This window comes from Citrobacter sp. TBCS-14 (genome assembly GCF_005280805.1).
GTDB lineage: Bacteria > Pseudomonadota > Gammaproteobacteria > Enterobacterales > Enterobacteriaceae > Citrobacter > Citrobacter gillenii.
In genome coordinates, this window is record NZ_SZWM01000294.1 from 65,990 (window position 1) to 89,751 (window position 23,762).

The window sequence follows — 23,762 nt, forward strand, 5'->3', positions numbered from 1 at the left end:
AATTTAACGTCTGCTGATTACGTGATTTATAAAAGGAACAGATTATGAAATTTAAACACATGCTGGTACCCGCACTACTTGTTCTGTCAGCCCTGGCGCTGGCAGAGCCAACCTCACCCGTTAAAGTGGAAACCAGTAACCAGGTTCACCCTGCCGGAACACGCTACGTCACGGTCGTGGTCACTGCACTGGATAACACCGTGAAAGTCGAAAATATTGACGTGAACCGGGGAAACTGTCGCATTGCCAACCAGAAATATCTGTACTCCAGCAATAAAGAAACTATTTTGCCTGCCACCCTGCGTTACGGGCAGTCCGTCAGCGTGAGTTTTTATAATAACTGCGTGGCTTCAGAAGTCGTCGTCACTACTGATAAGGGGGGATGGCGTTACACTTACCACTGAGTCCCCCGCCCCTGATTAACGTTTCTCAACCTAAAAAATGCCACATGACCAACGGGCTGCCGCTGCGCAGTCCAGAGCAAACCCTATGATCTTTCTGAAAATGCTGGTGACGGCCCTGAGCCAGGCACTGACCTGGTGCGGCGGGCATCAGGCCCGGCAGTTTATTGAAATTCGCCTGCGTCAGGCAGGCTACGATGACAACAGTATTGATACAGCCCGGGAAGCAGTCACGTTGCTGGTCACTGCACTTATCACCGCCCTGATGGCGCAGATACTGAAGATTCTGGATACGCTGTAGTCCTGCCCGCCATAGCCCTCCCACAGTGAACAACATATCTGCCCCTGCCTCCTCACGGAGCAGGGGCTTTTGCTTTTATGCCTTCAGATTAATCAGATGAGGAATCAACTATGCGATTAGCCAGCCGTTTTGGTCGGGTGAACCAGATTCGCCGCGACCGCCCCTTAACCCGCGAAGAACTGATGCAGCATGTCCCCAGCGTCTTCGGGGAAGACAAGCACGACTCCAGAAGCGAAAAGTACACCTACATACCCACCATTACCCTGCTGGAGAACCTTAAACGTGAAGGGTTCCAGCCATTCTTTGCCTGTCAGTCACGAGTGCGCGACCAGAGCCGACGGGAACATACAAAGCATATGCTGCGCCTGCGTCGTGCCGGTCAGATAAACGGTCAGCAGGTACCGGAAATCATCATTCTGAATTCGCACGATGGCGCATCAAGTTTTCAGTTGCTGCCGGGGATATTCCGAAGCGTCTGCACCAATTCGCTCGTTTGCGGACAGTCGTTTGGCGAGATCCGCGTGCCACACAGGGGCGACGTTGTCGGGAAGGTGATTGAGGGGGCCTATGAGGTTCTCAGCGTCTTTGAGCGGGTGGAAGAGAAACGTGACGCCATGCAGTCCGTGCAACTCCCGTCACCCGCACAACATGCACTGGCTAAAGCGGCGCTCACATATCGTTTTGGGGAAGAGTACCAGCCAGTGACTGAATCGCAAATTCTTGCACCTCGCCGCTGGCAGGACGAGAGCGATGACCTGTGGACCACTTACCAGCGCATCCAGGAAAATCTGCTGAAAGGCGGACTAAGTGGCCGTACCGCGCAGGGGAAACGTACCCACACCCGCCCAGTAAACGGGATTGATGGCGACGTTAAGTTAAACCGTGCGCTCTGGGTGATGGCGGAGAACATGCTGAACCTGTTGGACAGGTAATCACCCGCGCCCCGCCACCGAAATCAATCCCCGGCCCGAGACCTCCATTCGACATCTACATGCATAAGGAAAAATTAACATGACCGATATTATTAATGTCTACGATAACAATCAGATACCTCACCAGGCTGGCGATAACGGTTCTGCACCTGCTCTGGCTGCCACGCCTGTGCTGGACGAACAGCGTGTGGAATTCTGGCCGCAGCACTTTGGCAACATTCCACAGTGGATAACCCTTGAACCGCAGGTCTTTGCGTGGATGGACCGGTTCTGTGCTGACTACAGCGGCGGTATCTGGAGTTTTTATTCTCTCAGCAACGGCGGGGCCTTCATGGTTCCGGAAACGGACAACGATGCCTTCTGGTCGCTGTTCAACACTATGAATGGCAACGCCGCAGACATGAGCGCCGAAGCCGCCGGGATTGCAGTCTGTCTTGTCGCTTACAGTCATCACGCTTGCCGCACGGAATGCGACGCCATGACGGAACATTACTGGCGTCTGCGTGACTATGCGCTGAACCACGCAGAATGCAGCGCCATCATGCGCATTATCGACTGAGCGTCCTGCCATGCCGTATGAACTGTCTCACCTGAATGCCCTGTGGGATGCGCTGGGGAAAACAACGGTCAGGGATGAGGACGGTGACGTTGTGACCGACGACCCCTTCCTGCATTTCCCGACGGGTACCCCTCTCTTCCATATCTGGTCATGGTTTGAATCCCTGCACGACGGGTTCGTCGTTGCCGTGAAACTGTACAACACATCCCCTCCCGACACGTCAACAGACAGGAAAAGCAAATGAATGCCACCACTTGTTCCCCTGATCGCGGGGGAATATCTCCCGCAGCACAGCGTTCCATCAGACGCGCACTGACCTTACTGGAACGCCAGTTACGCGAACCCGGCGAGGCATTCACCTCCAGCCAGTCGGTCCGCGACTGGCTCCGTCTGCAGCTCGCCACGCTGGAGCGTGAAGTCTTCATGGTGCTCTTCCTTGATAACCAGCATCGGCTTATTGCTCATGAAACGCTCTTTACTGGCACCATCAACCATACGCAGGTACATCCCCGTGAAGTGATAAAGGCAGCACTGAAACACAATGCGGCTGCCATCGTACTTTCACACAATCATCCTTCAGGTTATGCGGAACCCGGCCATGCCGACCGACTGCTCACTGACCATCTGAAACAGGCACTTAAACTCGTGGATATCTGCCTGCTGGACCACCTGGTCGTGGGAGGCATGGACATCGTCTCGTTTGCCGAGCGTGGCTGGCTTTAGGGAGAGAATTACGATGAAAATCATCAGCAAACGTCAGGCAATGGCGATATACCGCCAGCATTCTGAGTCCCGGCTGTTTCGTTTCTGTACCGGGAAATATAAGTGGTCCGGCAGTATCTGCCATTACCACGGCAGGGAAGTGCAGGATATCCGGGGTGTGCTGGCCGTGTTTGCTGAACGCCGACAGGACCGCAATGGTCCGTATGTGATCCTGCGCAGCGTCATCCTGAACTGACTTACCGTTAAGGAGTACTTACATGCAGAAAGCAACACGTGTAATCAACCATAACATCACGGAACCCTGGTGGGGCCTCAGACGCAACATCACGCCGTGTTTTGGTGCACGGCTGGTACAGGAAGGTAACCACCTGCATTACCTTGCTGACCGCGCCAGCATTGCCGGGACATTTAATGACGCAGATTTACGCCATCTGGACCAGGTATTTCCGGTACTGATGAAGCAGATGGAGCTTATGCTGGCCAGCAGCGAACTCACGCCCCGCATTCAGCGCTGCATCACGCTCCACGTAAAAGGGCTGATATGTGAGGCCGATACACTCGGCTCCTGCGGTTATTTGTACATCGTAATTTATCCGTCGTCTGCAACAACCGAATAAACCCCGGACGCTTTTCCTTAGTCAAACTAGCCAACAAAGAGCGCAAACCATGCAAATACATTCCCAGTCCCTTCAAAGGGCGGCATCGTCACGTCCGTCGTCAGTCGAAATCTGGCGAAAATTACTGAAGTATCTGCTGAAACAACACTACGGTCTGATGCTGAACGACACACCGTTTGGCAACGACGAAGTGATCCAGAAGCACATTGATGCGGGAATCTCACTGTGTGACGCGGTGAATTTTATCGTGGAAAAGTACGACCTGGTGCGTACTGACCGTCACGGCTTCAGCGTGAAAGAGCAGTCTCCGTTTATCGGCAGCATTGATATGCTCCGCGCCCGGAAGGCTACCGGGCTGATGACCCGCAAGGGATATAAAACCGTTACTGACATCACTGGTGGCAAATTCAGCGGAGGGAAATAATGACGTTAGCCCTGATCGTTGACGGCGCCGTCAACGATCAGTCCCTCAGGCGCCAGTACAACGACTGGCGCTTTTATCAGATCTCCATCAGCTGATACAGATGTTCGCTCAGACAGCGCGTATGGCGGTAACACCTTAACGGAGATATCTGTCTGCAGTAGAAGAGGGTACGGCAGGATGCGGCGAGAACATCGGGGGCCGTATCGTCTGTCAGGAAGGGGCTTAATTCCGGGGCGTTCAGTAAAATGAAACATTTCTCCGGGAGAATGCCACCGGCATTCCCTTTCGGGAAATAACCGCCCAGATACAGTAACACGGCCAGAAGCCGGAACTGTCGGGTGAGTACCGCTTCGGTGTCCCGGTAATGTGCGGCTATCCACAGGCATTCCCGCAGCATAAATCGCCGGGTCCGTCGGGTGAGGTCACCGCCTTTGTCATACCAGTGTTCGGCGATATCCCTGGCAGAGCGAATAGAGCCATCACCTGTTGTCGCAGTTTGCCATGACCGTGCCAGAAGCGTTGAGATATTCATGGGTTAACGTCGCGTCTGCGAAACGGCTGCGGGAGTATTGCGGACACCAGGCAGATAAATATTGCGGGCCAGCTTCAGGAGGAAAAAGACATCGCTCAGGTTGCTCACGCCGGGTACCAGATGGCGAAAGGCTATCCGCGCACGAAAACGCGCCCGGACCGCCTGCCTGTCATTCACCCTGCGCCGGTACAGGCCCAGAAAATGGCGGCTTTCCACCAGTGCATGCCTGACCAGCGCTCGTCTGACAGACCGGTACTGCGTCTGTGTACTGAGTGTCAGAATATCTGCAATCACGTCGCTATAGCTGAACGCGCGGATATCGTAATAATCCGGGCGGTGGGTAATTGACGCCGGGTTATTCGCCCACAGGTAATCCTGTCTGTCAGAGAAATAAAACCGGCCATCTGCGGCGGCAAGCTGTATCGTCCAGAGAATGTCCTTGTGGCTTTTCCCTTCCTGGAATCTCAGGTCATGCTCGCGAATGTACGATGAACGGATTATCTGCAGCCACAGATAATGCGGCCATTCCCTCTGCCTGACGCAATGGCGTATCCACTGCTGACCCGTCAGCGTCTGACCATAAGACTGTCTGCGGTGAACGGTATGCCGCAGATGTCCGCCGCTGTCTGTATGCCGGGCATTGAAAAGGACGACATCGGCCAGTGCTTCGCGGGCTGTGCGCAGCCGCTCCTGCAGAAAATCTGCCGCAACCCGGTCATCCGCATCCAGGAACACCACCCATTCGCCACGGTGAATCGCCAGTGCTGCATTACGGGCAGCATACACCCCCTGATTTTCCTGACGAATGAGAATAAGTCGTTCATCTGTAATGGCGCTGAGTACCGTCCATGTTTCGTCGGTTGAGCCATCATCCACAACAATGATTTCAGTACTGAGCGTTGTTTCGCAAAGCAGTGTATGGACCAGAACCCCGATGCTGTCAGCCGCATTGAAGGCAGGAATGATGACGCTGATATCGATGTTGATTTTCATTGCACTAAGGGAATGTAAACAGAGGGAAGGTTCAGAGTTGTCACCCCATCAGGGGCAATAACCTGCCGGGTAAGAAACATTATCAGGAAGAGCGTTCAGGTGATTTTTGTACAGGTGTGGATACCACTCGTTTTTCTCTGATTTGCTGGTTAACCACCATCAGACAGCCATCGCAAAATTCTTTATCAAGCCCGAATATCCGGTCCAGAATGCTTCTTTTCTTGTTACATCTGGCACATCTTTTCATTCCATCACCTGCTGTCGCATTCCCATGCCGTGCCCGCAGGACAAAAGAAGGGCGCCCACCAGAAGACAGGAAATAAATTAATAAACAATACGTTAAATGAATTGTTGGGAATTTAGCACAGGCACTAGCGTGCCGGATAATTCATTTTGCAGATCAATTTTATAAAATCGATCGGTTTAATCGATCATCTTTTTCACTCTGCTTTACACGCCATCCGTGTGCCTGCATACCCTATCGGAGCGTTCGGTTTGTCGAGCTGTAAAGGATGCTATGCCTGCTGGATAGTCAAACCATTCCCGATAACTGACATCATGTGGAAGAGAAAATATACAAAAATTATTATCGCTTTGAATGGCAGCTATAAGCGAGAAGCGGACCTTCAAATCCGAGCAGGTTCAATTGATTAACCTTGGTTGTCAGTTACGCCATCGTTAACATGAAGCCGATCGAATAATCCCCTGTCCCATTTTTTACAAATACGCAGTGGCAAGAAAGATAGATTCTGGCTCATGACAAGAAGAGTTGTTCATTTGTATAAAGAGACTTCGCCTTCAGGACGCGTTTTGAACCTGCGATGCATCCACAGGTATTGCTCAGGAGCACGGAGAATTTCACGCTCGATGATCTTGTTCATATAAGCCGCTGCGGCGATCTTGTCTTCCCCTGGATAGCCTGACAACGGATTGCTGATATACATGTGATAACCTTTTTTATCGCTACGTCGAATCATGCTAAGTGTGATCAAGTGTGCACCAGCGAGTTTTGACAGAGCATACGTTCCGTTCGTCGTGGCTGCTTTTTTTACCGAGAAAAAAGGTGCAAAAACGCTTCCTTTAGACCCATAATCCTGGTCTGGTGCAAACCAAACGGCTTCACCTGCTTTTAGCGCATGAACAAAACCTGATAAATTACGTCGATTAATCATAGCCTTATTTGAACGCATACGCCCTTTTGTCTGTACCCATTCCATTAATGGATCATTGTGTGGGCGATACGTTGCCATCATAGGATGGCATAACCCCATTACTCTTCCACACAACTCAAGGGACATAAAATGAATCCCGACGACCATTACTCCTCTTGTCGCACCGGTCAGGTTTTCAAGCCCTTCGACATCAAACCATTTTTTGACTCTCGCATCGCTCCAGAACCAGGCCATTCCTGTTTCCATCAGTCCCAGCCCGAGAGAAACAAAGTTTTTATTGACCATCTGGCTCCGGGCAAACGGTGTCATCTCGGGAAAGCACAGTTCGATATTTCTAATCGCAATCCGTTCCCGGCGTTTCAGAAAGGGTCTGGAAATTTTTCCAAGGCCAGAGCCCAGAATATGTAAAATCGGGTAAGGAAGTTGAACGAGAAGCCACAGCAGACCCAAACCAGACCAGGTAAGCCAGTGGCGAGGATGAAGTAAATTATGAGTAAAAGTCTGTGCCATAAATTTCCTTAATGCTAATGAAGGTTATAACGCAAAAGGAAAACAATGAGGCAATTCGTCTTTAGCGATACATTTTGTTTTAGATAATTTAAATTCATCTAAATTCAGGAAAAAATATTTTCCAATGACTGGAGAATAATTTAAAGAGCCAGGGGTGAATTGTAAGCCAGAAAATTTATTCTGTTATAAATCCATGGTTTTATCATTGATACTCAAGGAATTGTCTTCTTGATTCATCATCATCAAGGTACTCAAAAGAAAGAAGCCGAATTTTGGTAAGTTTATAAAACCACTCACAATCGTTTCGTTGAATAATTTCGCCTGGTTTGAAACATATCCCGGATGCCACCCGAATAATCGCATATTTACCATTACTAAACCTGACCCGGTGAATACAGAAAGGTTGGCCAGGCTGTCCGTGACAGCTGTTCGACATGATATGCCCTTCAATAAAAACAGATTTTTTAGATTTCATTATCATACCCTCGACAACAGCAGTACAGGAGGAATGTTGTCATTTTCCGACATCACTGACGTTAAGTGGCAGAAGCTGATCAGCCGCCGATACACCAGCATTCTGAAGGTCTGAACAACAGTCCGCAGGCAGGGCACTCAAGAACCGCATCTTTTCTTAGTTTACCTGCTTTCTGATCGGCTCTGTGTGCACATACCGGGCAGGCAACATGAACCGGTCTTTCTTTAAAATACCTGAGCCCATTTGTATAAGACATAAATAATTCTCTGAGGAATACAGTAATTATTATACGCTTTAATATAAAAATAACTGGCATAAGTTATGTTAAGTTGTGTCTGAATCAGGATATCAGATATTGAAAATTGAACGTCTTATTTATGATACACTACCCTTCCGTGAGAAATTTAAGATGAAATCAGAAGACACCCTTGACTGGTATCCGGCACAACTACCGCCTGTGAAAATTATTCTTGGCGAAGCCGTGCTGGCTGTGGGTAAACAGGGCCGACCGATTAATACCCGCACCTTGCTGGAATACCTTCAGGTCATGCAGGACAAACAAAAAAGGCGGGATGACAAAATCGCCATGCAGACTGCGATTGATGTTCTCAGGGATAATCAGCGCATTAACGGCAGACGTTAATGCACCTCCGGGATCAGTGTCAGTTCTGAATGATCTCAACCGTATGGTTTTGTCCATCATCCTTCAGCGGTATTCTGTCATCAGGGAGGAGAACACCATCCAGCGTCACGCAATATTCTGCATCGCCGCGTGAAACACTAATCTGATAATGGCTTTCACCATATTGATATGCCATAGAAAAAGACGACCACTCATCCGGTAACCTGGCATGAACACTAAAGTCAGTGCCGGAACGTTTTATCCCCAGTAATTCCTCGGTAAGTAAACGCCAGGCCCAGCCTGCGGAACCGGTATACCAGCTCCACCCTGCACGTCCGGTATGGGGAGCGACGCTGTAGACATCAGCACTCATGACATAAGGCTCAGCTTTATAAATCCCGACAGAGTCCGCATTCAGGGTATGATTTATAGGGTTGAGCATTGACCAGAGTTGCCAGGCTCGTCCGGCATTCCCCATTCGGGCAAAGGCCATCACTGCCCAGATGGCGCCATGCGTATACTGCCCTCCGTTTTCCCGCACGCCGGGCAGGTACCCCTGTATGTAGCCCGGATTTGGACCGTGTCCGTCGAAAGGAGGCGTTAACAGTTTGATCAGCCCTCCTTCGTTATCCACAAGGTGCTTATCCAGCGCCTGCATGGCCTTTGCGCACCGTCCCGGGCTCGCGGCGCCGGACAATACAGACCAGCTCTGCGCAATCGCATCAATCCGGCAGTCCTGTGAGGTTTTCGATCCCAGGGGAGTACCATCGTCAAAATACCCGCGCCGGTACCATTCCCCATCCCAGGCGTGGGCTTCGAGATTACTTTGCAGGCGCAGAGCCTGTGAACGGCACATCGCGGCGACGCTTTCATCCAGCCTGCGCTCCGCCAGCGCTGCAAACCGCTGCAAAATGTCGTACAGGAAGAAGCCCAGCCAGACGCTTTCACCTTTGCCTTCGATACCCACCCGGTTCATCCCGTCATTCCAGTCACCAGCCCCCATCAGCGGCAGGCCATGCTCCCCGAAGCGAAGTCCATAGTGAATAGCTTTGACGCAGTGTAACCAGAGTGTCTCTTCGGTGCCGCTGATGACCGGCGTGTCATAGACAGACTCTTCACCAGGCTGAAGCGAGCGTCCCTCCAGATAAGGAATGCGTATTTCCAGTGCATCCATATCCCCCGTCGTTTCAACATAGTGGCAAACAGCAAGCGGCAGCCAAAGATAGTCATCGGAACAGCGGGTACGCACACCGTTGCCGTGTGGCGGGTGCCACCAGTGCTGCACATCCCCCTCGATAAACTGCCGTGATGCACAGAGTATTATCTGTTCACGCATCCGGTCCGGAGCAGCGTGGCTCAGAGCCAGCGTATCCTGCAGCTGATCGCGAAAACCAAATGCACCGCCAGACTGATAGTAGCCACTCCGGGCCATAAGACGGCAGGCGACCGTCTGATACAACAGCCAGCCATTAACCAGTAAATTTACGGACGTGTCGGGGGTGTTAACTACGATTTTATCGAGAACATTGTGCCAGTGATTATGAATCCGGTTCAGCTCCTGGCGGACCGTATCCTCGTTCATGTAGCGGGCCAGCGTCTCCTGAGCACAGACATCATTCTCCTCTGCGCCGAGGATAAAAATAAACGTCCTCTGGTCCCCGTCAATTAATGTAACCGCCGATTGCACCGCTCCGCAGGGATCCAGACCGGCCCCCGTCTTACCAGAAAGCTTTTGCAGTTTCATAGCCGAAGGGGCGTGAAGGGAACCATTACGGCCAATAAACTCCCGGCGGTCCCCTGTCAGAGAACAGTCATTACCGCTGACGGCAAAAAATGTAGTTCGGCCGCCACCATTATCACCATAAAAGTTATTCGCAAGTATCCCGCAGCCGCCGGGCGTTCTGGCCACATGTGTCACAATGTGAGGGGCTGAGCGCGTTCGTGTTTCTCCGAGCGTCCACTCTACATAGCCTGTGACGGAAAGTTGACGTGTCCGTCCCGAAGAGTTACTGAGCGTCAGGAGCACCAGTTTAACCGGATCTTCTTCAGCAACCAGGACCGTCAACTCGCTGTCTATACCACTCTCACGATGGGCAAAAACGCTGTAGCCAAAACCATGGCGGGTCAGGTAATCACCGTGTCCGCGAACAGGTAAAGCCGTCGGCGACCAGCACTCCCCGCTCTCTTCATCGCGCAGGTAAAATGCCTCGCCGCTGCGATCGCTCACCGGATCGTTCTCCCACGGCGTCAACCGGTATTCATGGGCATTCTCATACCAGGTATAGGCCTGCCCTGCCTCTGAGATCACACTGCCAAAACGAGAATTTGCCAGTATGTTCGACCAGGGAGCCGGTGTAAGCGCATTTTCCCGAAGGACGATCTGATACTCCCGCCCATCCTGAGAAAATCCACCGTACCCATTGAAATGGCATAACTGACTGGTATCAGGGCTCCAGTCCGTATGTTGATTACGCTCGCGCACAGCACGCGGAATGAATGCCCTTGCCGGCGATTTCAGGGTATGAATACGCTGGTTAAGCTGCTCATTAATACCCCCTGCGCGGTCATCAAGATAAAGACAGGCCACGCTCATCAAAAGCAACTTATCCTCAGCGGAGAGATGCTCACCGTTGCGGACAAAAAGCCCGCCCTTTTTATCCAGCAGACTGGCTTCAGACCCGGCATAAATTAACTCCATAATCTGATTTTGTAATCCCTGCTGGTAGCCGCCGGGGCTGTTATTCAGGATAACTAAATCAACATCCAGCCCTTTCTGTCTCCAGTAACGGTGTGCCTGAATCAGTGTGGTCACTGAGGTGATACTTTCCTCGCTGGTTATAGTCAGCAGCACTATCGGCAGATCCCCTGAAATTGCCCAGCCCCACAGTCCGGACTGGCCACGCCGGTTGCGGCCGATCGCCTGGCCTTCGGCGCGCAGCTCCTGGACAGGGTAAAGCACAGCGCTGGCGAGACTATTGAACAACGTGGCATCATCTTCACTGGCGTTCATCTGGCGCAATACCACCAGACTGTGAGACCAGGCCAGTTCAAAGACGCGATCGGCGATAGGGTAATCGCGATATTTCTCCAGCAACGCCAGGCTCTGCTGACGGGTCTCGCTGATGCCATAAATGATATCAATCGTAACCGGCTGCCCCGGCTGCAGAATAATGGCGTTGCGAATTGCCAGTATCGGATCCAGCACCGAGCCCGACGTGTTGCCTAGCATCCCTCCCGTCTCTATTGCCTGTGCATTCGCAGGGTTTCTGCCACGTCCAATAAACCTTGCCCTGTCCGTTTCAAACGACACGTTATGTCGGTTATCGCCGTGCACCACCATCATGTGAAACAGGCAAGGGCCCGGTTCATCCGGTGAGCGCGGGCGCCGGTGGCAAAGAATAGCGTCACGCTCAGGAGCCAGCTCAGTCTGAATAAACAAATTGCTGAATGCCGGGTGTGCCAGATCGCTGGCATCAGGTGCCAGTACCACTTCAGCATAGGTTGTCAGCTCCAGAGAGCGAGGCTTGCGACCACGATGAATCAGTGTGAGCCGTCGCAATTCAACATCATCCTCCGGAGAGATCACCACCTGAGTTTTGACGCTGAGTCCCCCTAAGCTGCGTCTGAATTCTGCCCCCGCATCGGTGAACAACACTTCCTCGTCTTGTCCGCTGGTGTAGCCTGTTGGTTGCCAGGTATTGCTCCACACATCTCCCGTCTGGATATCGCGGATGTAGCAGAATGCTCCCCAGTTATCACGGGTGGTATCACTGCGCCAGCGCGTTAGTGCAATATCATTCCAGCGACTGTAACCGCCGCCGCCCGCGGTCAACATCAGATGATAATGGCCGTTGGACAGGAGTTGAATATCCGGGGCGGGGGTATCCACGCTATAGAAAATACGGGGTTCATAGCGAACGGGTTTGACCATGCCCTCATGAGATTCAAAATGACGGCGCGGACTGTACAGATCGACCGCATCCGGCACGCGCTCCTGTAACAGCAGACTCGCTGACCGGAATACCGTACTGGACATAAAGCGTTCAGTCATGGGGGCATCAAGCAGCACATGAGCCAGCGCCTGAAATGCCATACCCTGGTGATGCGCCATCCAGGACTGTACCACCGCATAGAGCTGACCGGTTGCAAGACGTGAGGGGGTATAGTCCAGCGCTTCATAAAAACCGTATTCTCCGCATGCACCATTTTTTTGCAGCCTGAACAGGTTCTCACAGGCTTTCTGCGGGGAAACCATCAGCGCCAGCAGCGTGGCGTAAGGAGCGACAACCATGTCATCGGCAAGTCCCCTGCGTAGACCGAGCCCCGGTACGCCAAATGCCTGATACTGATAATTATGCTGAACATCAAAAGCATGATAGCCAGACTCTGAAACACCCCATGGTACCCCGCGTTCTTTCCCCCAGTGAATCTGGCGCATAACCGCCGACTGACTCATTTCATCGAGCAGGCTGCCGGGCCAGGTGGGCATCACCAGATTCGGCATCAGATATTCAAACATGGATCCGCTCCATGACATCAGGGCAGTTTCATTATCAATCGTGGTAAACAATCGACCCAGCGCGTACCAGCTTTTAAGAGGCAGCTGATTAGTCGCAATGGCAAGAAAACTGGTCAGGCGGATTTCAGACGGCAGGAGATCGTAGTGGCTCTTGTCAGGCATATTGGTGTCACAGTTATAACCGACGCTGAGCAGACTGGTTGCTTCACTGTACAGAAAGGCGAAATCCATCCGGGCATGCTCATCCAGCCGCTGTTCCAGCTCGGTGATAATATTGAGTCGCATTCGGGCCTGCTCCGCCACTGACGCCGGAGGCGTTCCTGTACCGGTTAATGTCGGACGGGCAAGCTCGCTCAGCGTCGGCAGCATCTGTTCATTCCAGGATGCAGGCAACCAGCCAAGCAACAGAGACCACTCATGGCAAAGCTGAACCAGTTGATGCTCCAGATGTCCAGCCCAGCGCATCTGAAGAGGAGATCCCTGATGACATGCGCTGGTCAGATGGTTGCACTGGGTGCGCATGCTTTTCAGTTCGCTGAAAAGCGCCTGCGGAGAGAGCGACACCGCGTTCAGGCAATGCTTGCGCAGCAGTCTCAGGCTGTCAGGTGGGTTCTTACCCCACTGTTTTTCCAGAATATCCAGCGTATCGTTCAGTCCTGCCAGTATCTGTTGGTTGCTTAAAACAGGCTGATGACGCATGGCGGACAGGCCTGCACGCAGGGTCAATAAATGCCCGGCCATATTGCCGCTGTCGACGCTGGAGATATAGCGTGGACTGAGGGGGACCAGCGTACGGGTGTCATACCAGTTGTAGAGATGGCCCCGGTAGTGCTCCATTTTATCCATCGTGTCGAGCGTGAGCGACACGCGCCGGAGCACCTCTCCGCCAGGCAGGTAGCCAAAGTCCCATGCCGTCAGGTTAGCCATAAGTGAAAGACCAATATTGGTAGGAGAAGTTCGGTGTGCCACCGTCGGTTGTGGTATTTCCTGATAATTATCAGGCGGAAGCCAGTTCTCTTTTGCTGTGGCAAATGTTTCAAAAAAAGCCCAGATTTCACGGCTTGTCTGGCGTAACAGCTGTTTTTGTTCCTGATTAGGCGAAAAAACCTTTCGCACGGGCTGGCGACTCAGCCAGCTCATCAGCAGCGGTGCCACACACCATACCAAACCGATCGGTAACGCAATCCCCAGCAGCTGTGGGGCAAATTGTCCGGTCAGTATTGTCAGCGCCACGCCACCGGCAGCGTTCAGCCACATCGCCTGATAAAAACGTGCAACAGTGGGTCTGGCCTGACTGCTGTCCTGGCTGTGGCTGACCCACTGGCTGAGGTGACGCCTGCTTATCCCCAGTCGCCATAGCGTCACGGCGATCGCTTTCAGCGAATATCCGGCTTCGTGCGGCAGTATCGCAAAATTAAGGCTGATACCTGACAGACGCTTTAGCACGCCCGCCCCCACCAGTAACAGATGCGGCTTCACGCGGCGACGCAGAGGTTTATGCAGAAGGTCGTGGCTAATGCAGAGGATGGCTGGCAACAACCATATCAGCAACAGTATGCCCAGCCAGTAAACCGGATTGGGTACCCAAAGCAGAGTGAAGAACAGCAATATCAGTAAGGAGGGGGCGACCAGACTGCGACGTAGATTATCGAGTAATTTCCAGTAAGAAAGCGCGGTCAGCGGATTCCTGACCCGGGTTCCATCGGCTTTTCTGACGCGTGGTTTTAGCCAGTTAAGCAGTTGCCAGTCACCCCGGATCCAGCGTGAACGTCGTGCAACATCCGACAGATAATTATTAGGGTACTGTTCGTACAGTAACACCTCGCTCAGCAGACCCGAACGTGCATAGCATCCTTCAAGCAGATCGTGGCTGAGTACCAGATTTTCCGGGCAGATGTTCGTAGTGGCCTGCATAAAAATATCAACATCGTAAATCCCTTTGCCCACAAACGAGCCTTCCCCAAAGAGATCCTGATAAATATCCGAAGACATCATCGAATAAGGGTTATTGCCCGGTACGCTGCTGCGCAGGGCTGCGTAACGCCCCTGACCGTTGCGTGGTATCTCCTCCGCAAGACCGGGCTGTAAAATACCGAATCCTTTGACAACCCTCTGGCGTACCGGATCATACTCAGGCGTATTCAGCGGATGCGCCATCGTCGCGACGAGTTTGTGTGCCGTATCGCGCGGGAGCACCGTATCGCTGTCCAGGGTAATGACGTATTTTATGTGACCCGGTAAAAGGTGGGCAGGCATCTCTGCAACGCTGACGAATTGCGTTCCGGGATGGCGCAACCAGCTGTTCAGTAACGCCAGTTTTCCCCGCTTGCGTTCATAGCCCATCCACGCGCCTTCCGAGGGGTTCCATTCAGGCTGGCGATGTAACAGATAAAAACGTGGTCGGCCGGAGGGGTAGCGGCGATTAAGCGCCTGCGTATCGGCGATAGCCTGTCTGAGCAGCGCGTGACTTTCCGGCGAGGGTTCATTTTCAGAATCAGCAAAATCAGTGAGCAGCGCGAACCTGAGATTTTCGTTTTCATTCCCCAACCAGCAGACTTCAAGACTGGTGAGGAGCTGGCTGAAACTTTCGTGGCTGGTCAACATGCAGGGAATGACTAACATGGTGGCACTGTCAGCGGGAATACCGGCTGAAAAATCCATCCCCGGCAAGGGTCGAGGAACGCGAAAACGGGTGGTTGCATCACTGAGCAAATCGCTCATTAACTGAGTTAATGCGATAATCAGAGGTAATATCACCGCGATCAATAGCCAGTCTGCGCCCTGCATGGCGGTTTCGTGCAATATTGCTGCGGTCGCTGCGGTTGTCAGCAACGCCAGGCTTCCAAGCCATGACAGCAGGGTTATTCTGTTGAAACTGTGCCGCAAGCGTATGAGCCTTGAGGCGTCTGCCAGGAGATGAATATCCAGCGCCTGTCGACCTTCGCCCGCAAGATAATAACCAACATGATGTTCCGGTGTATCAGGCGCTTTTTCCTCTGAAAACGCCAGCGCCTTCTCAGCAACCTCAGGCTCGCTGAGACCGCTGTCTCTGGCCAGAACCTCAACTACGTGCCGGTAATGATCCCGGGTATTGAAATGCATCCGGGGATAGATGCCGGCAGGATCATTGCGTAATGCCTGTTCGACAACGCTTATCGTTTCGGCGAAATCAGCCCAGTCCGTTTCACTCAATAAACGCAGGCCCGCGATGCTGTTACTGACGGACAGCTGGCTGGCGGCAAGCTGCTGATTGAAACTATGTATGAGAACATCAGTGGTGATCCCCTGTTCCCGAAGGCACTGATCAACCCAGGTCAGAGGTAACGACAGCGCGTTGCCATGCCCCTGCAGGCGCCGCACCAGCTCTGCGACAAACGCACTGGTTAACGGAGGTCGGGAGCGCGCCATATCGGCAACCACCATGATTAAATCACCAGGCGCACTCTCTGCACATTCGACAATCCTTGTTATCCACGTATCAGCAAGGTTTCTGTCCTGCTGCGCTTTTATCACTTCCATACTGATACGACGAAGATTTTCAATCAGCGCAAGGCGCAGCATTCCCGGTAACGCCCAGACTTCACCCAGCGTCAGCGGCGTCACTTGTTGATAGGCAGTGAGATAGCTGGTCAGGCTGGCGGCATCCCAGCGGCCATCGCCGTGAGCAATGGCCTCTGATGCAACATGATAAATTCGTGGGCAATTCAACGGCGATACCAGCGACGGAAGACCTTTGCCAAAGCTTTTCGGCAGATGCTGGCGGACAGTGCGGATTTGTTCTTCAATCAGATAATAATTGTCCAGCAGCCATTCACCGGCGGGCATGATACTGGTCTTTTTACCCGCGTTAAGCTCATAGCAGTTTTGGGTAATGACGGCCTCATTGTCGCCAAGCCGTTTCAGAAGATAATAAGGATGCTTATCCGGTGATACTTTATGAGTCCGCGCCAGCTTCTGGCCGTAGCGTTCCATCTGGACGGTCGAAAAGAGTTCTGACCGCGGCGAGCTTTCACCGGCAGGATCGTTCGCCGAAAACGTTATGTTTTCGGCAGCATTAATCAGAATACGGGAGCGGTTAAACCACGCTCTGGGGATCATTTTCATAGCATTGCTCTGATGCGACGTTAGCGCGCAGGAGCAGTTGCGAAATCAGTTCAGAAACGTTCTCTCAGGATGGGCGTCAGGCATCAGGGATTTAACAGCTGCCGGAATCTAACATAAGTATAGGACATGAGCTCTGTTCTGCGATTTTGGTCGAGCTAGCGTCGGGAGATAAACAGAGCCTTACATCCGGGGCAAAGCATGGTCTGGTTGAGCCGGATTTTTGACAACGGTTGTACTGATTTTAAGCCACAAACAGGACAGGCAGCAGTGGCAGTAGACGCACTGCTGAAGAATTTCATTGCGTAATTGATAACAGACATAACCATTAACCTTTCAATGAATGAGCTTCACCGTACCACATGTGGTTAAGTTTTAATCTATCTATTTTGACATACTGAAAATCAGGAAAGATAAATGCTCGCAGCCACAGGCCCCCTGAGACCGTTTATCCGGCAAAACTCTATGCGGCTTCCAGGGATGCGTAATTCTGATTAGCGAGAGTTAACGGCTGAAATGTGAAGCAGAACGTCTTTTCGTCCATCAGATGGGATGATGAGGCCTTTACCACTAAGAATATCAAAGCTTTTGACAATTCCTGTCATTTTATGGGACAAGTCAATTCCTTATTAAAACACGTAAAGACTATACATTGAAAATGGCATTCAGCCACTTTTATTTTCCCTACAGGACCTCTGGACGGCTAAAAGATAATTTGCTTATATCGATTCCCTGTGACTTAATGAATCCCATCAGTTCGATGTACTAATGAAAGTTAGAAATTTTCCGGGCAGTTCTCATTACCAGGCGCTATCGTTGATATCCCCTCTTTTGAGTCCATACGTTTAATCTTATACGTTTACTATCAATACAATCATGTATAACGGAGTCAGTATGACCTCGAGAATTATGGGCCTGGTTAAATGGTTTAACGAAGACAAAGGTTTTGGCTTCATCTCTCCTCTTGATGGCAGCAAAGATATCTTTGTCCATTTGTCTGCACTTAATGGCGACAACTTTAAAACTTTATTTGAAGGTCAGAAAGTTGAATTCGCCATTCACCGCGGAGACAAGGGTCCTGCTGCTGCAAACGTAACACTTTGCGATAAATAAATCATTATGGGTCTGCAATAACGATGAAGGATTATTCCTGAGTAGACAGATCCATAACTTAAATCAGATGAAAGTCGTTTATTTTTAATATCTGATCAGCATATTTTTCAAAATTATGAGTATGCTAAGCGATGTGATGAAGTGCAGTACTACTGCATAAAAAGTCTAAAAGCACAAGCTAACCACATGTTAAATAAGAAGTGCGTAATGGCTTTGACCTTAATGGCATCTGCCAGTTAATATCCACGAGAGAACAGGGTAATAGAATATGATTAAAGTCCTTGTTTTCTTTAATGCTGAATCCTGTAAAGTCATGACCGTTCTGGAAGGTATATCCTCTATCAGGCAGGAATATCCAAACGGTGAAGAAACACATCTTCGGATTATGTCTGCAGGTTTTCCTTCCTTAACTGGCGATCATGGCATTGTTTACGTGGCTACTGACAGGGAGTTAACGTCACAGGAGATATTTGATGCGGCCAGGAAATATTTATAGCATTTTTGTTATGCTCTCTGATTCACGTTTAATTGCATGCTTACCCTATTTATCAGAATCGAACAAAAAATGAGTTAAAAGCATTTATGGCCTGCTAACAGCAGGCTTTTTTTTACATTACACTTTTTTAGAAACGCCTCTATAAAGAGAGAGTAATTCGCTACCCTCTGACAAAATGCAGGTGTCTCCCCCCTGCGTGCCATCTTGCCATTTGTGAAAAACCTTGCTAAGTGGCGGCGCCGCCTCTCCTCATTTTAAATCTCATCAGGTGTGACTGAAGCAATAAGTTATGAGGGTATAAAAAGGCTCTCCGGATGACTCCTGGCATCATAGTTTTAAGTACCTTCAAAAATGCATGGACATTTCGTAGGAGTTGTAATTTAGTTCTTGCACATTCTTCTTAATTTTGTCTTGCGATAAGAGATTTATATAAGTAGTCTAAACCTCGTTAATAACAATATGTACCAATCGGATTAAAATGCTCAGTAAGAAAAATCGGGTTGATGAGCAACCGTCGACATTGGTATTTGCTGAACAACGAAAAAACTTTAAAAGGTCTCTTTATGTCAGATGCTCTTACACAGTTAAACAATATCCGTACCTTACGTTCTCAGACTCGTGAAATGTCATTAGATGTACTGGAAGATGTTCTGGAAAAGTTTAAAATTATTCTTATAGAACGACGAGAAGAAGAGACATTACGTCTTGCAAATGAAAGTCAGCGCCGCGATAAACTGGAAACACTTCGTCAGATGATGCTTGATGAGGGTATCGACCCCTCCGAACTTTTAGCTGCTATTGGCTCTCCGGGTAAGGCTAAAAGGACGCGCTCCCCCCGCCCCGCGAAGTATCGATATACTGACGAAACTGGAGAGTCAAAAACATGGTCAGGTCAGGGGCGAATGCCGAAGCGGATCTCAAATCTGATTGCTGAAGGTGGGGAATTAAAAGATTTCGAAATCAGCTAAAAAAGAGCCGGGCATACCCGGCTCTTTTTACGGATAGCCCACAACCATCCTTAGAGGATCGTCGAGAAGCATCTGGTTCGTAACCGGCTTCAACAAGGTGTTTCATGAAGAGATTATGTTGCGCTATAAACTGGGTAAAGAAGGTATTAATGGTGACATTACGCAGTTGTAATGCAGCCAACACCACAGTATTTCCTCTCATAGCATAATGCGGACGGGGTTAGTAGGCTGGAGGTCTTTAGTGAACGGCAAGCGGACGCCATCGTAGATTAAACAGGCGTCCGATATCTTGAAGTGGACAGATTACCTAACCCGCTTTCCCGTTTCGTCAATGACCTTCTCGCCATCCTCTTTGGTAAACGCTCCTTTCTGACCTTCCGGAAGAATATCCAGCACTATTTCCGAAGGGCGGCAAAGACGAGTACCGAGCGGCGTAACGACTACCGGCCGATTAATCAGGATTGGATCTTGAAGCATGAAATCAATCAACTGCTCATCACTAAATTTCTCTTCATCAAGACCCAGGCGTTCATAAGGTTCAGCGTTTTTACGCAGCAAGGCGCGCACTGTAATCCCCATATCTGAAATAAGTTTAATAAGCTCATCACGGGTCGGGGGAGTATCGAGATAATAAATTATTGTCGGTTCGTTGCCGCTGTTGCGGATCATCTCCAGCGTGTTACGTGAGGTGCCACAGGCCGGGTTGTGATAGATGGTAATATTGCTCATATCAATATCTCGCTACAAGGTGACAGAGAGCCGCCACGCCAGCACGGCCAGAGTGACGAAAAGCACGGGCAGGGTCATGATTATGCCGGTGCGGAAGTAATATCCCCAGGTGATGGTCATGTTTTTCTGTGCCAGCACATGTAGCCACAGCAGGGTTGCCAGACTGCCAATCGGAGTGATTTTCGGGCCTAAATCGCAGCCAATCACGTTGGCATAAATCATTGCCTCTTTGACGACGCCTGTCGCCGTACTTCCGTCAATCGACAGCGCACCAATCAGCACCGTCGGCATGTTATTCATTACCGACGACAGGAACGCGGTCAGGAAGCCGGTGCCGAACGTTGCTGCCCATAACCCCTTTTCTGCCAGCAGGTTTAGCACGTCAGACAGAGACTCCGTGAGCCCTGCATTGCGCAGGCCATAGACCACCAGGTACATGCCCAGTGAAAAAATAACTATCTGCCATGGTGCATCGCGCAGGACTTTTCCTGTGTTGATGGCGTGACCTCTTTTCGCCACTATGAACAGTACTGCTGCGCCAGTAGCGGCTATCGCACTTATCGGGATCCCAAGAGGTTCCAGAACAAAGAAACCGACAAGCAGCAAAAACAGGACAATCCAGCCCGCCCTGAACGTTGCCGGATCCTTTATCACACTGGCAGGCGTCTTCAGCAGCGAAACGTCATACGTCACCGGAATATCCCTGCGGAAGAAGAGATGCAGCATGACCAGCGTGGCCGTAATCGCGGCCACATCTACGGGGATCATCACGGAGGCATACTGCGTAAAGCCCAGACCGAAAAAGTCCGCCGAGACGATATTCACCAGGTTAGAAACAATGAGCGGCAGGCTGGCCGTATCTGCAATAAATCCTGCGGCCATGACAAAGGCCAGTGTCGTGCCCTGACTGAATCCCAGTGCGAGCAGCATCGCAATTACGATCGGCGTCAGGATCAGTGCGGCTCCGTCATTGGCAAACAGTGTAGCAACAGCAGCCCCAAGCAAGACTATCCAGCTAAACAAAAGGCGGCCACGTCCGTTACCCCAGCGGGAGACGTGCAGTGCGGCCCATTCAAAGAAGCCGGACTCATCGAGCAGCAGGCTGATGATGATGACCGCAATAAATGCCGCTGTCGCGTTCCAGACGATATTCCAGACAACGGGAATATCAGCGATATGGATGACTCCAGTTACCAGCGCCAGCACAGCCCCGATACTCGCACTCCAGCCAATACTCAGGCCTCCGGGTTGCCAGATCACCAGTATCAACGTCAGTAAAAATATACTCCCCGCCAAAAGCATCTCAGACTCCGTTATATATGATTATGTGAATTTGATTTCTTTTCTCAGCAGGAGGTGCAGGCTGATTTATCCAGCCATTTACACAAATCCTCCCGCATACACTGCCAGGACGTCGTGATTGTCTCAGCTGCCCATGCCGGTATGTGGGGTGACAGACGATAGTGGATCCATTTGCCTTCACGACGGTCCAGAACCAGCCCGGCCTCACGAAGGATAGCCATATGTCGCGAGACTTTGGGCTGTGATTCGGAAATGGCTGCGCAGATATCACAAACGCACAGTTCTCCTGACTCCCGGAGAATCATGACGATGGCGAGCCGAGTTTCATCCGACAGGATTTTGAAAAGCTGAACAGGTTGTAGCATTTTTCACTCCGTTCCCTTTAGAATATATATATGATAAATCATATGTGTTAAATTTGAAATCATCTACTCTCTCCGGAGGAGAAAAATGGAACAATTTCCTGCCCTTAATATTGAATTCTTTGATCAACACATCGCTGAACGCATGAACCAGCAAGCGCCACCACGGATTCTTATCCTGTATGGCTCAGTAAGAGAGCGCTCCTACAGCCGCTTTGCCGCGGAGGAAGCCGGTCGTCTTCTGACTGCAATGGGCGCGGAGGTGGAATTCTTTAACCCCTCTGGTTTACCCCTGCCTGATGATGCGCCAGACACGCACCCTAAGGTCACCGAACTACGCGGCCTGGTCAGATGGTGTGACGGGATGGTGTGGAGTTCCCCTGAGCGGCATGGGACGATGAGCGCGGTGATGAAGGCGCAAATAGACTGGATACCCTTAAGTGAAGGCGCGGTTCGTCCTTCGCAGGGCAAGACACTTGCAGTGATGCAGGTCTGCGGTGGTTCGCAGTCCTTTAATGCGGTGAACCAAATGCGCATTCTGGGCCGATGGATGCGGATGTTCACTATCCCCAACCAGTCCTCCATTGCTAAGGCATGGCAAGAGTTCGACGAAAACGGCCGAATGAAACCTTCGTCATGGTATGACCGTATCGTCGATGTAGCCGAGGAGCTGTTTAAAATCACGGTGCTGCTTAAGGGACAAACTGGTTATCTTGCAGATCGTTACAGCGAGAGAAAAGAGAGCTATCAGGAGCTTTCATCCCGTGTCAATCAGGACAAAATTTAACGTATATTTTTCGTGAATCCATACTGCATGAGATTAATAACATCCACTATGGCACAAAGGAGATATCCCATCCTGTGTCAGAATATGAAAAACTACCTTGAGGTGAACTAGTAACTCTGGTTATGACGTGGCGCTTGCGCGTCATGATGCAAAACTAATTTTGATGTTTAATGAAATCCTGGTTGCACCCAAGCTAAGCGCTTCATGCTAAATTTTAGGCGAAGGAATAACAGAAGTCCTGTCCATTGCGTGTTATAACCGAGGTTGAAAACCGGCACACTGGCGGTTGAGAGGCATCGCATGAAATTACAAATCACAAGAGCAATTGGCCTCAGTAAGCTCTCTCCACGTTGGGTTAAGGTTATCTGCTTACGGTTAATTAAAAATGATATTGAATGCTCTCTCAACGCTCTTCTGGTCAAAATTGATGAATCTGAACTCTCTACGGAGCAACTTAAAGCGTTTAAGGAATGCGTTGAAAGAATTAACCTGGCACGGGGTAAGGGGATGCAGGCGTGAGCATTTTTAATTAAGCATTTTTCGATGCTGCATTGGTGATGATGGCTTTTATCCAAAAAATTTCGCAGGCGAATAGTAGTCTAAGCGTTTGATAAAAGGTAAGCCCAAACCGTATATGCGCGGCGCGTTTGCTGCGCAAGAAATGGTTACCAGGTCAAATCTGTTTTTCAGTGTGACGACTCAACTAGATATCACCACGCACAGTCCCTATCTCGTCTTCTTTCTCATCAAAGGGAGAAAAAACTTTTAGGCACCCAAATAGGCACCTAAGAAAAGTTGAACTAAAAGTTATTCAAATTAATTCAATGAATTACACAACCAATTCAGACTCCGCCAGCACCAAAATTCTCCATCGGTGATTACCAGAGTCATCCGATGAAGTCCTAAGAGCCCGCACGGCGCAAGCCCTACGGGCTTTTTTGTGCCCACAATTTGTCTTGGGAACTCTGAAGCCAACTCATTAAATCCGGACCTTTTAGACACCTTGTTAGGTGCCTCATAAAGCTTTATTGTTTTTGAGGTGCCTAAAACTATGGAAACCCGGCAATGGCAGTTTTTTGCACCGGTCATGTCATTGCCTTGGAATCCAGGGCAATGACCCAATA

General features: G+C 50.6%; 25 protein-coding genes and 1 pseudogene. 15 read left to right on the forward strand and 11 right to left on the reverse strand.

Translation table 11 applies throughout. The features are described 5' to 3' along the window. Positions 1 to 44: 44 nt before the first annotated feature. From FDX22_RS13775 to FDX22_RS13815, 9 genes are all read left to right on the forward strand, one after another. A complete protein-coding gene (locus FDX22_RS13775) occupies positions 45 to 404 on the forward strand; it encodes a hypothetical protein (RefSeq protein ID WP_146717343.1) in 360 nt (119 codons plus the stop codon). Positions 405 to 489: 85 nt separating this feature from the next. Continuing rightward, a complete protein-coding gene (locus FDX22_RS13780; RefSeq protein ID WP_045892087.1) occupies positions 490 to 702 on the forward strand; it encodes a hypothetical protein in 213 nt (70 codons plus the stop codon). A 110-nt stretch (positions 703 to 812) separates the two neighbouring features. Continuing rightward, positions 813 to 1,634: a DUF932 domain-containing protein gene (locus tag FDX22_RS13785; RefSeq protein WP_146717344.1), complete on the forward strand. Its 822-nt coding sequence runs from the start codon at positions 813 to 815 to the stop codon at positions 1,632 to 1,634. A gap of 79 nt (positions 1,635 to 1,713) precedes the next feature. After that, complete coding sequence (locus FDX22_RS13790) at positions 1,714 to 2,193, forward strand: antirestriction protein (protein WP_146717345.1); 480 nt, start codon at positions 1,714 to 1,716, stop codon at positions 2,191 to 2,193. 10 nt (positions 2,194 to 2,203) lie between these two features. Then, positions 2,204 to 2,437, forward strand: a complete 234-nt coding sequence (locus tag FDX22_RS13795; protein WP_111965509.1) for a hypothetical protein — start codon at positions 2,204 to 2,206, stop codon at positions 2,435 to 2,437. After that, positions 2,434 to 2,916, forward strand: coding sequence for a DNA repair protein RadC (radC, locus tag FDX22_RS13800; protein ID WP_146717346.1), 483 nt, complete (start codon positions 2,434 to 2,436; stop codon positions 2,914 to 2,916). The genes FDX22_RS13795 and radC overlap by 4 nt, the downstream gene beginning before the upstream one ends. Positions 2,917 to 2,929: 13 nt before the next feature. Next, positions 2,930 to 3,151 carry a DUF987 domain-containing protein gene (locus tag FDX22_RS13805; RefSeq protein ID WP_032755299.1) on the forward strand — a complete coding sequence of 74 codons (222 nt, stop codon included), beginning with the start codon at positions 2,930 to 2,932 and terminating at the stop codon, positions 3,149 to 3,151. A 22-nt stretch (positions 3,152 to 3,173) separates the two neighbouring features. After that, positions 3,174 to 3,533, forward strand: coding sequence for a type IV toxin-antitoxin system YeeU family antitoxin (locus tag FDX22_RS13810; RefSeq protein WP_146717347.1), 360 nt, complete (start codon positions 3,174 to 3,176; stop codon positions 3,531 to 3,533). Between the two features lie 49 nt (positions 3,534 to 3,582). Then, positions 3,583 to 3,957 carry a TA system toxin CbtA family protein gene (locus FDX22_RS13815; protein ID WP_146717348.1) on the forward strand — a complete coding sequence of 125 codons (375 nt, stop codon included), beginning with the start codon at positions 3,583 to 3,585 and terminating at the stop codon, positions 3,955 to 3,957. Positions 3,958 to 4,033: 76 nt separating this feature from the next. Here FDX22_RS13815 and FDX22_RS13820 read toward each other — a convergent pair whose 3' ends face one another. The 5 genes from FDX22_RS13820 to FDX22_RS32605 form a co-directional block, all read right to left on the reverse strand. Continuing rightward, positions 4,034 to 4,489, reverse strand: coding sequence for a hypothetical protein (locus tag FDX22_RS13820; RefSeq protein WP_228758155.1), 456 nt, complete (start codon positions 4,487 to 4,489; stop codon positions 4,034 to 4,036). Between the two features lie 3 nt (positions 4,490 to 4,492). Continuing rightward, positions 4,493 to 5,482, reverse strand: coding sequence for a glycosyltransferase (locus FDX22_RS13825; RefSeq protein ID WP_146717349.1), 990 nt, complete (start codon positions 5,480 to 5,482; stop codon positions 4,493 to 4,495). A 773-nt stretch (positions 5,483 to 6,255) separates the two neighbouring features. Then, positions 6,256 to 7,164 (reverse strand): kdo(2)-lipid IV(A) palmitoleoyltransferase, encoded by a 909-nt coding sequence (gene lpxP / locus FDX22_RS13830; protein WP_024274585.1) that lies wholly within the window; start codon positions 7,162 to 7,164, stop codon positions 6,256 to 6,258. Between the two features lie 202 nt (positions 7,165 to 7,366). Next, positions 7,367 to 7,639: a hypothetical protein gene (locus FDX22_RS30030; protein ID WP_016247220.1), complete on the reverse strand. Its 273-nt coding sequence runs from the start codon at positions 7,637 to 7,639 to the stop codon at positions 7,367 to 7,369. A gap of 79 nt (positions 7,640 to 7,718) precedes the next feature. Continuing rightward, complete coding sequence (locus FDX22_RS32605; RefSeq protein WP_350308983.1) at positions 7,719 to 7,955, reverse strand: YnfU family zinc-binding protein; 237 nt, start codon at positions 7,953 to 7,955, stop codon at positions 7,719 to 7,721. A 93-nt stretch (positions 7,956 to 8,048) separates the two neighbouring features. Here FDX22_RS32605 and FDX22_RS13840 point away from each other — a divergent pair, with 93 nt between their 5' ends. Next, positions 8,049 to 8,282, forward strand: coding sequence for a hypothetical protein (locus FDX22_RS13840; RefSeq protein WP_004132711.1), 234 nt, complete (start codon positions 8,049 to 8,051; stop codon positions 8,280 to 8,282). 19 nt (positions 8,283 to 8,301) lie between these two features. Here FDX22_RS13840 and FDX22_RS13845 read toward each other — a convergent pair whose 3' ends face one another. The 3 genes and pseudogenes from FDX22_RS13845 to cspF all read right to left on the reverse strand — a co-directional run bounded on the left by FDX22_RS13845 (position 8,302) and on the right by cspF (position 17,498). Then, on the reverse strand, positions 8,302 to 16,884 hold the full coding sequence (locus FDX22_RS13845; protein ID WP_146717350.1) for a GH36-type glycosyl hydrolase domain-containing protein: 8,583 nt from the start codon (positions 16,882 to 16,884) through the stop codon (positions 8,302 to 8,304). A 155-nt stretch (positions 16,885 to 17,039) separates the two neighbouring features. Beyond that, positions 17,040 to 17,210: a YnfU family zinc-binding protein gene (locus tag FDX22_RS30455; protein ID WP_305955329.1), complete on the reverse strand. Its 171-nt coding sequence runs from the start codon at positions 17,208 to 17,210 to the stop codon at positions 17,040 to 17,042. A 75-nt stretch (positions 17,211 to 17,285) separates the two neighbouring features. Next, positions 17,286 to 17,498 (reverse strand): annotated as a pseudogene (gene cspF, locus FDX22_RS13850) (cold shock-like protein CspF). 277 nt (positions 17,499 to 17,775) lie between these two features. Here cspF and FDX22_RS13855 point away from each other — a divergent pair. The 3 genes from FDX22_RS13855 (at position 17,776) to FDX22_RS13865 (ending at position 19,458) form a co-directional block, all read left to right on the forward strand. Next, positions 17,776 to 17,994, forward strand: coding sequence for a cold shock domain-containing protein (locus FDX22_RS13855; RefSeq protein ID WP_012543040.1), 219 nt, complete (start codon positions 17,776 to 17,778; stop codon positions 17,992 to 17,994). A 268-nt stretch (positions 17,995 to 18,262) separates the two neighbouring features. Then, entirely contained in the window at positions 18,263 to 18,490 is a 228-nt protein-coding gene (locus FDX22_RS13860) for a hypothetical protein (protein ID WP_016239708.1), read from the forward strand. A 563-nt stretch (positions 18,491 to 19,053) separates the two neighbouring features. Beyond that, positions 19,054 to 19,458, forward strand: a complete 405-nt coding sequence (locus tag FDX22_RS13865; protein WP_024274587.1) for an H-NS family nucleoid-associated regulatory protein — start codon at positions 19,054 to 19,056, stop codon at positions 19,456 to 19,458. Between the two features lie 303 nt (positions 19,459 to 19,761). On the opposite strand, the gene arsC is transcribed toward FDX22_RS13865, so the two are convergent. Genes arsC through FDX22_RS13880 form a run of 3 tightly spaced genes read right to left on the reverse strand, consistent with a single transcriptional unit; the run spans position 19,762 to position 21,854 of the window. Further along, entirely contained in the window at positions 19,762 to 20,187 is a 426-nt protein-coding gene (gene arsC, locus FDX22_RS13870) for a glutaredoxin-dependent arsenate reductase (protein WP_024274588.1), read from the reverse strand. Between the two features lie 12 nt (positions 20,188 to 20,199). Further along, on the reverse strand, positions 20,200 to 21,489 hold the full coding sequence (locus FDX22_RS13875; RefSeq protein WP_024274589.1) for an arsenic transporter: 1,290 nt from the start codon (positions 21,487 to 21,489) through the stop codon (positions 20,200 to 20,202). A gap of 44 nt (positions 21,490 to 21,533) precedes the next feature. Further along, entirely contained in the window at positions 21,534 to 21,854 is a 321-nt protein-coding gene (locus tag FDX22_RS13880; RefSeq protein WP_032938043.1) for a metalloregulator ArsR/SmtB family transcription factor, read from the reverse strand. Positions 21,855 to 21,939: 85 nt separating this feature from the next. Here FDX22_RS13880 and arsH point away from each other — a divergent pair, with 85 nt between their 5' ends. After that, complete coding sequence (gene arsH / locus FDX22_RS13885; RefSeq protein WP_146717351.1) at positions 21,940 to 22,638, forward strand: arsenical resistance protein ArsH; 699 nt, start codon at positions 21,940 to 21,942, stop codon at positions 22,636 to 22,638. 300 nt (positions 22,639 to 22,938) lie between these two features. After that, positions 22,939 to 23,157 carry a hypothetical protein gene (locus tag FDX22_RS13890; protein ID WP_146717352.1) on the forward strand — a complete coding sequence of 73 codons (219 nt, stop codon included), beginning with the start codon at positions 22,939 to 22,941 and terminating at the stop codon, positions 23,155 to 23,157. Positions 23,158 to 23,762 lie beyond the last annotated feature (605 nt).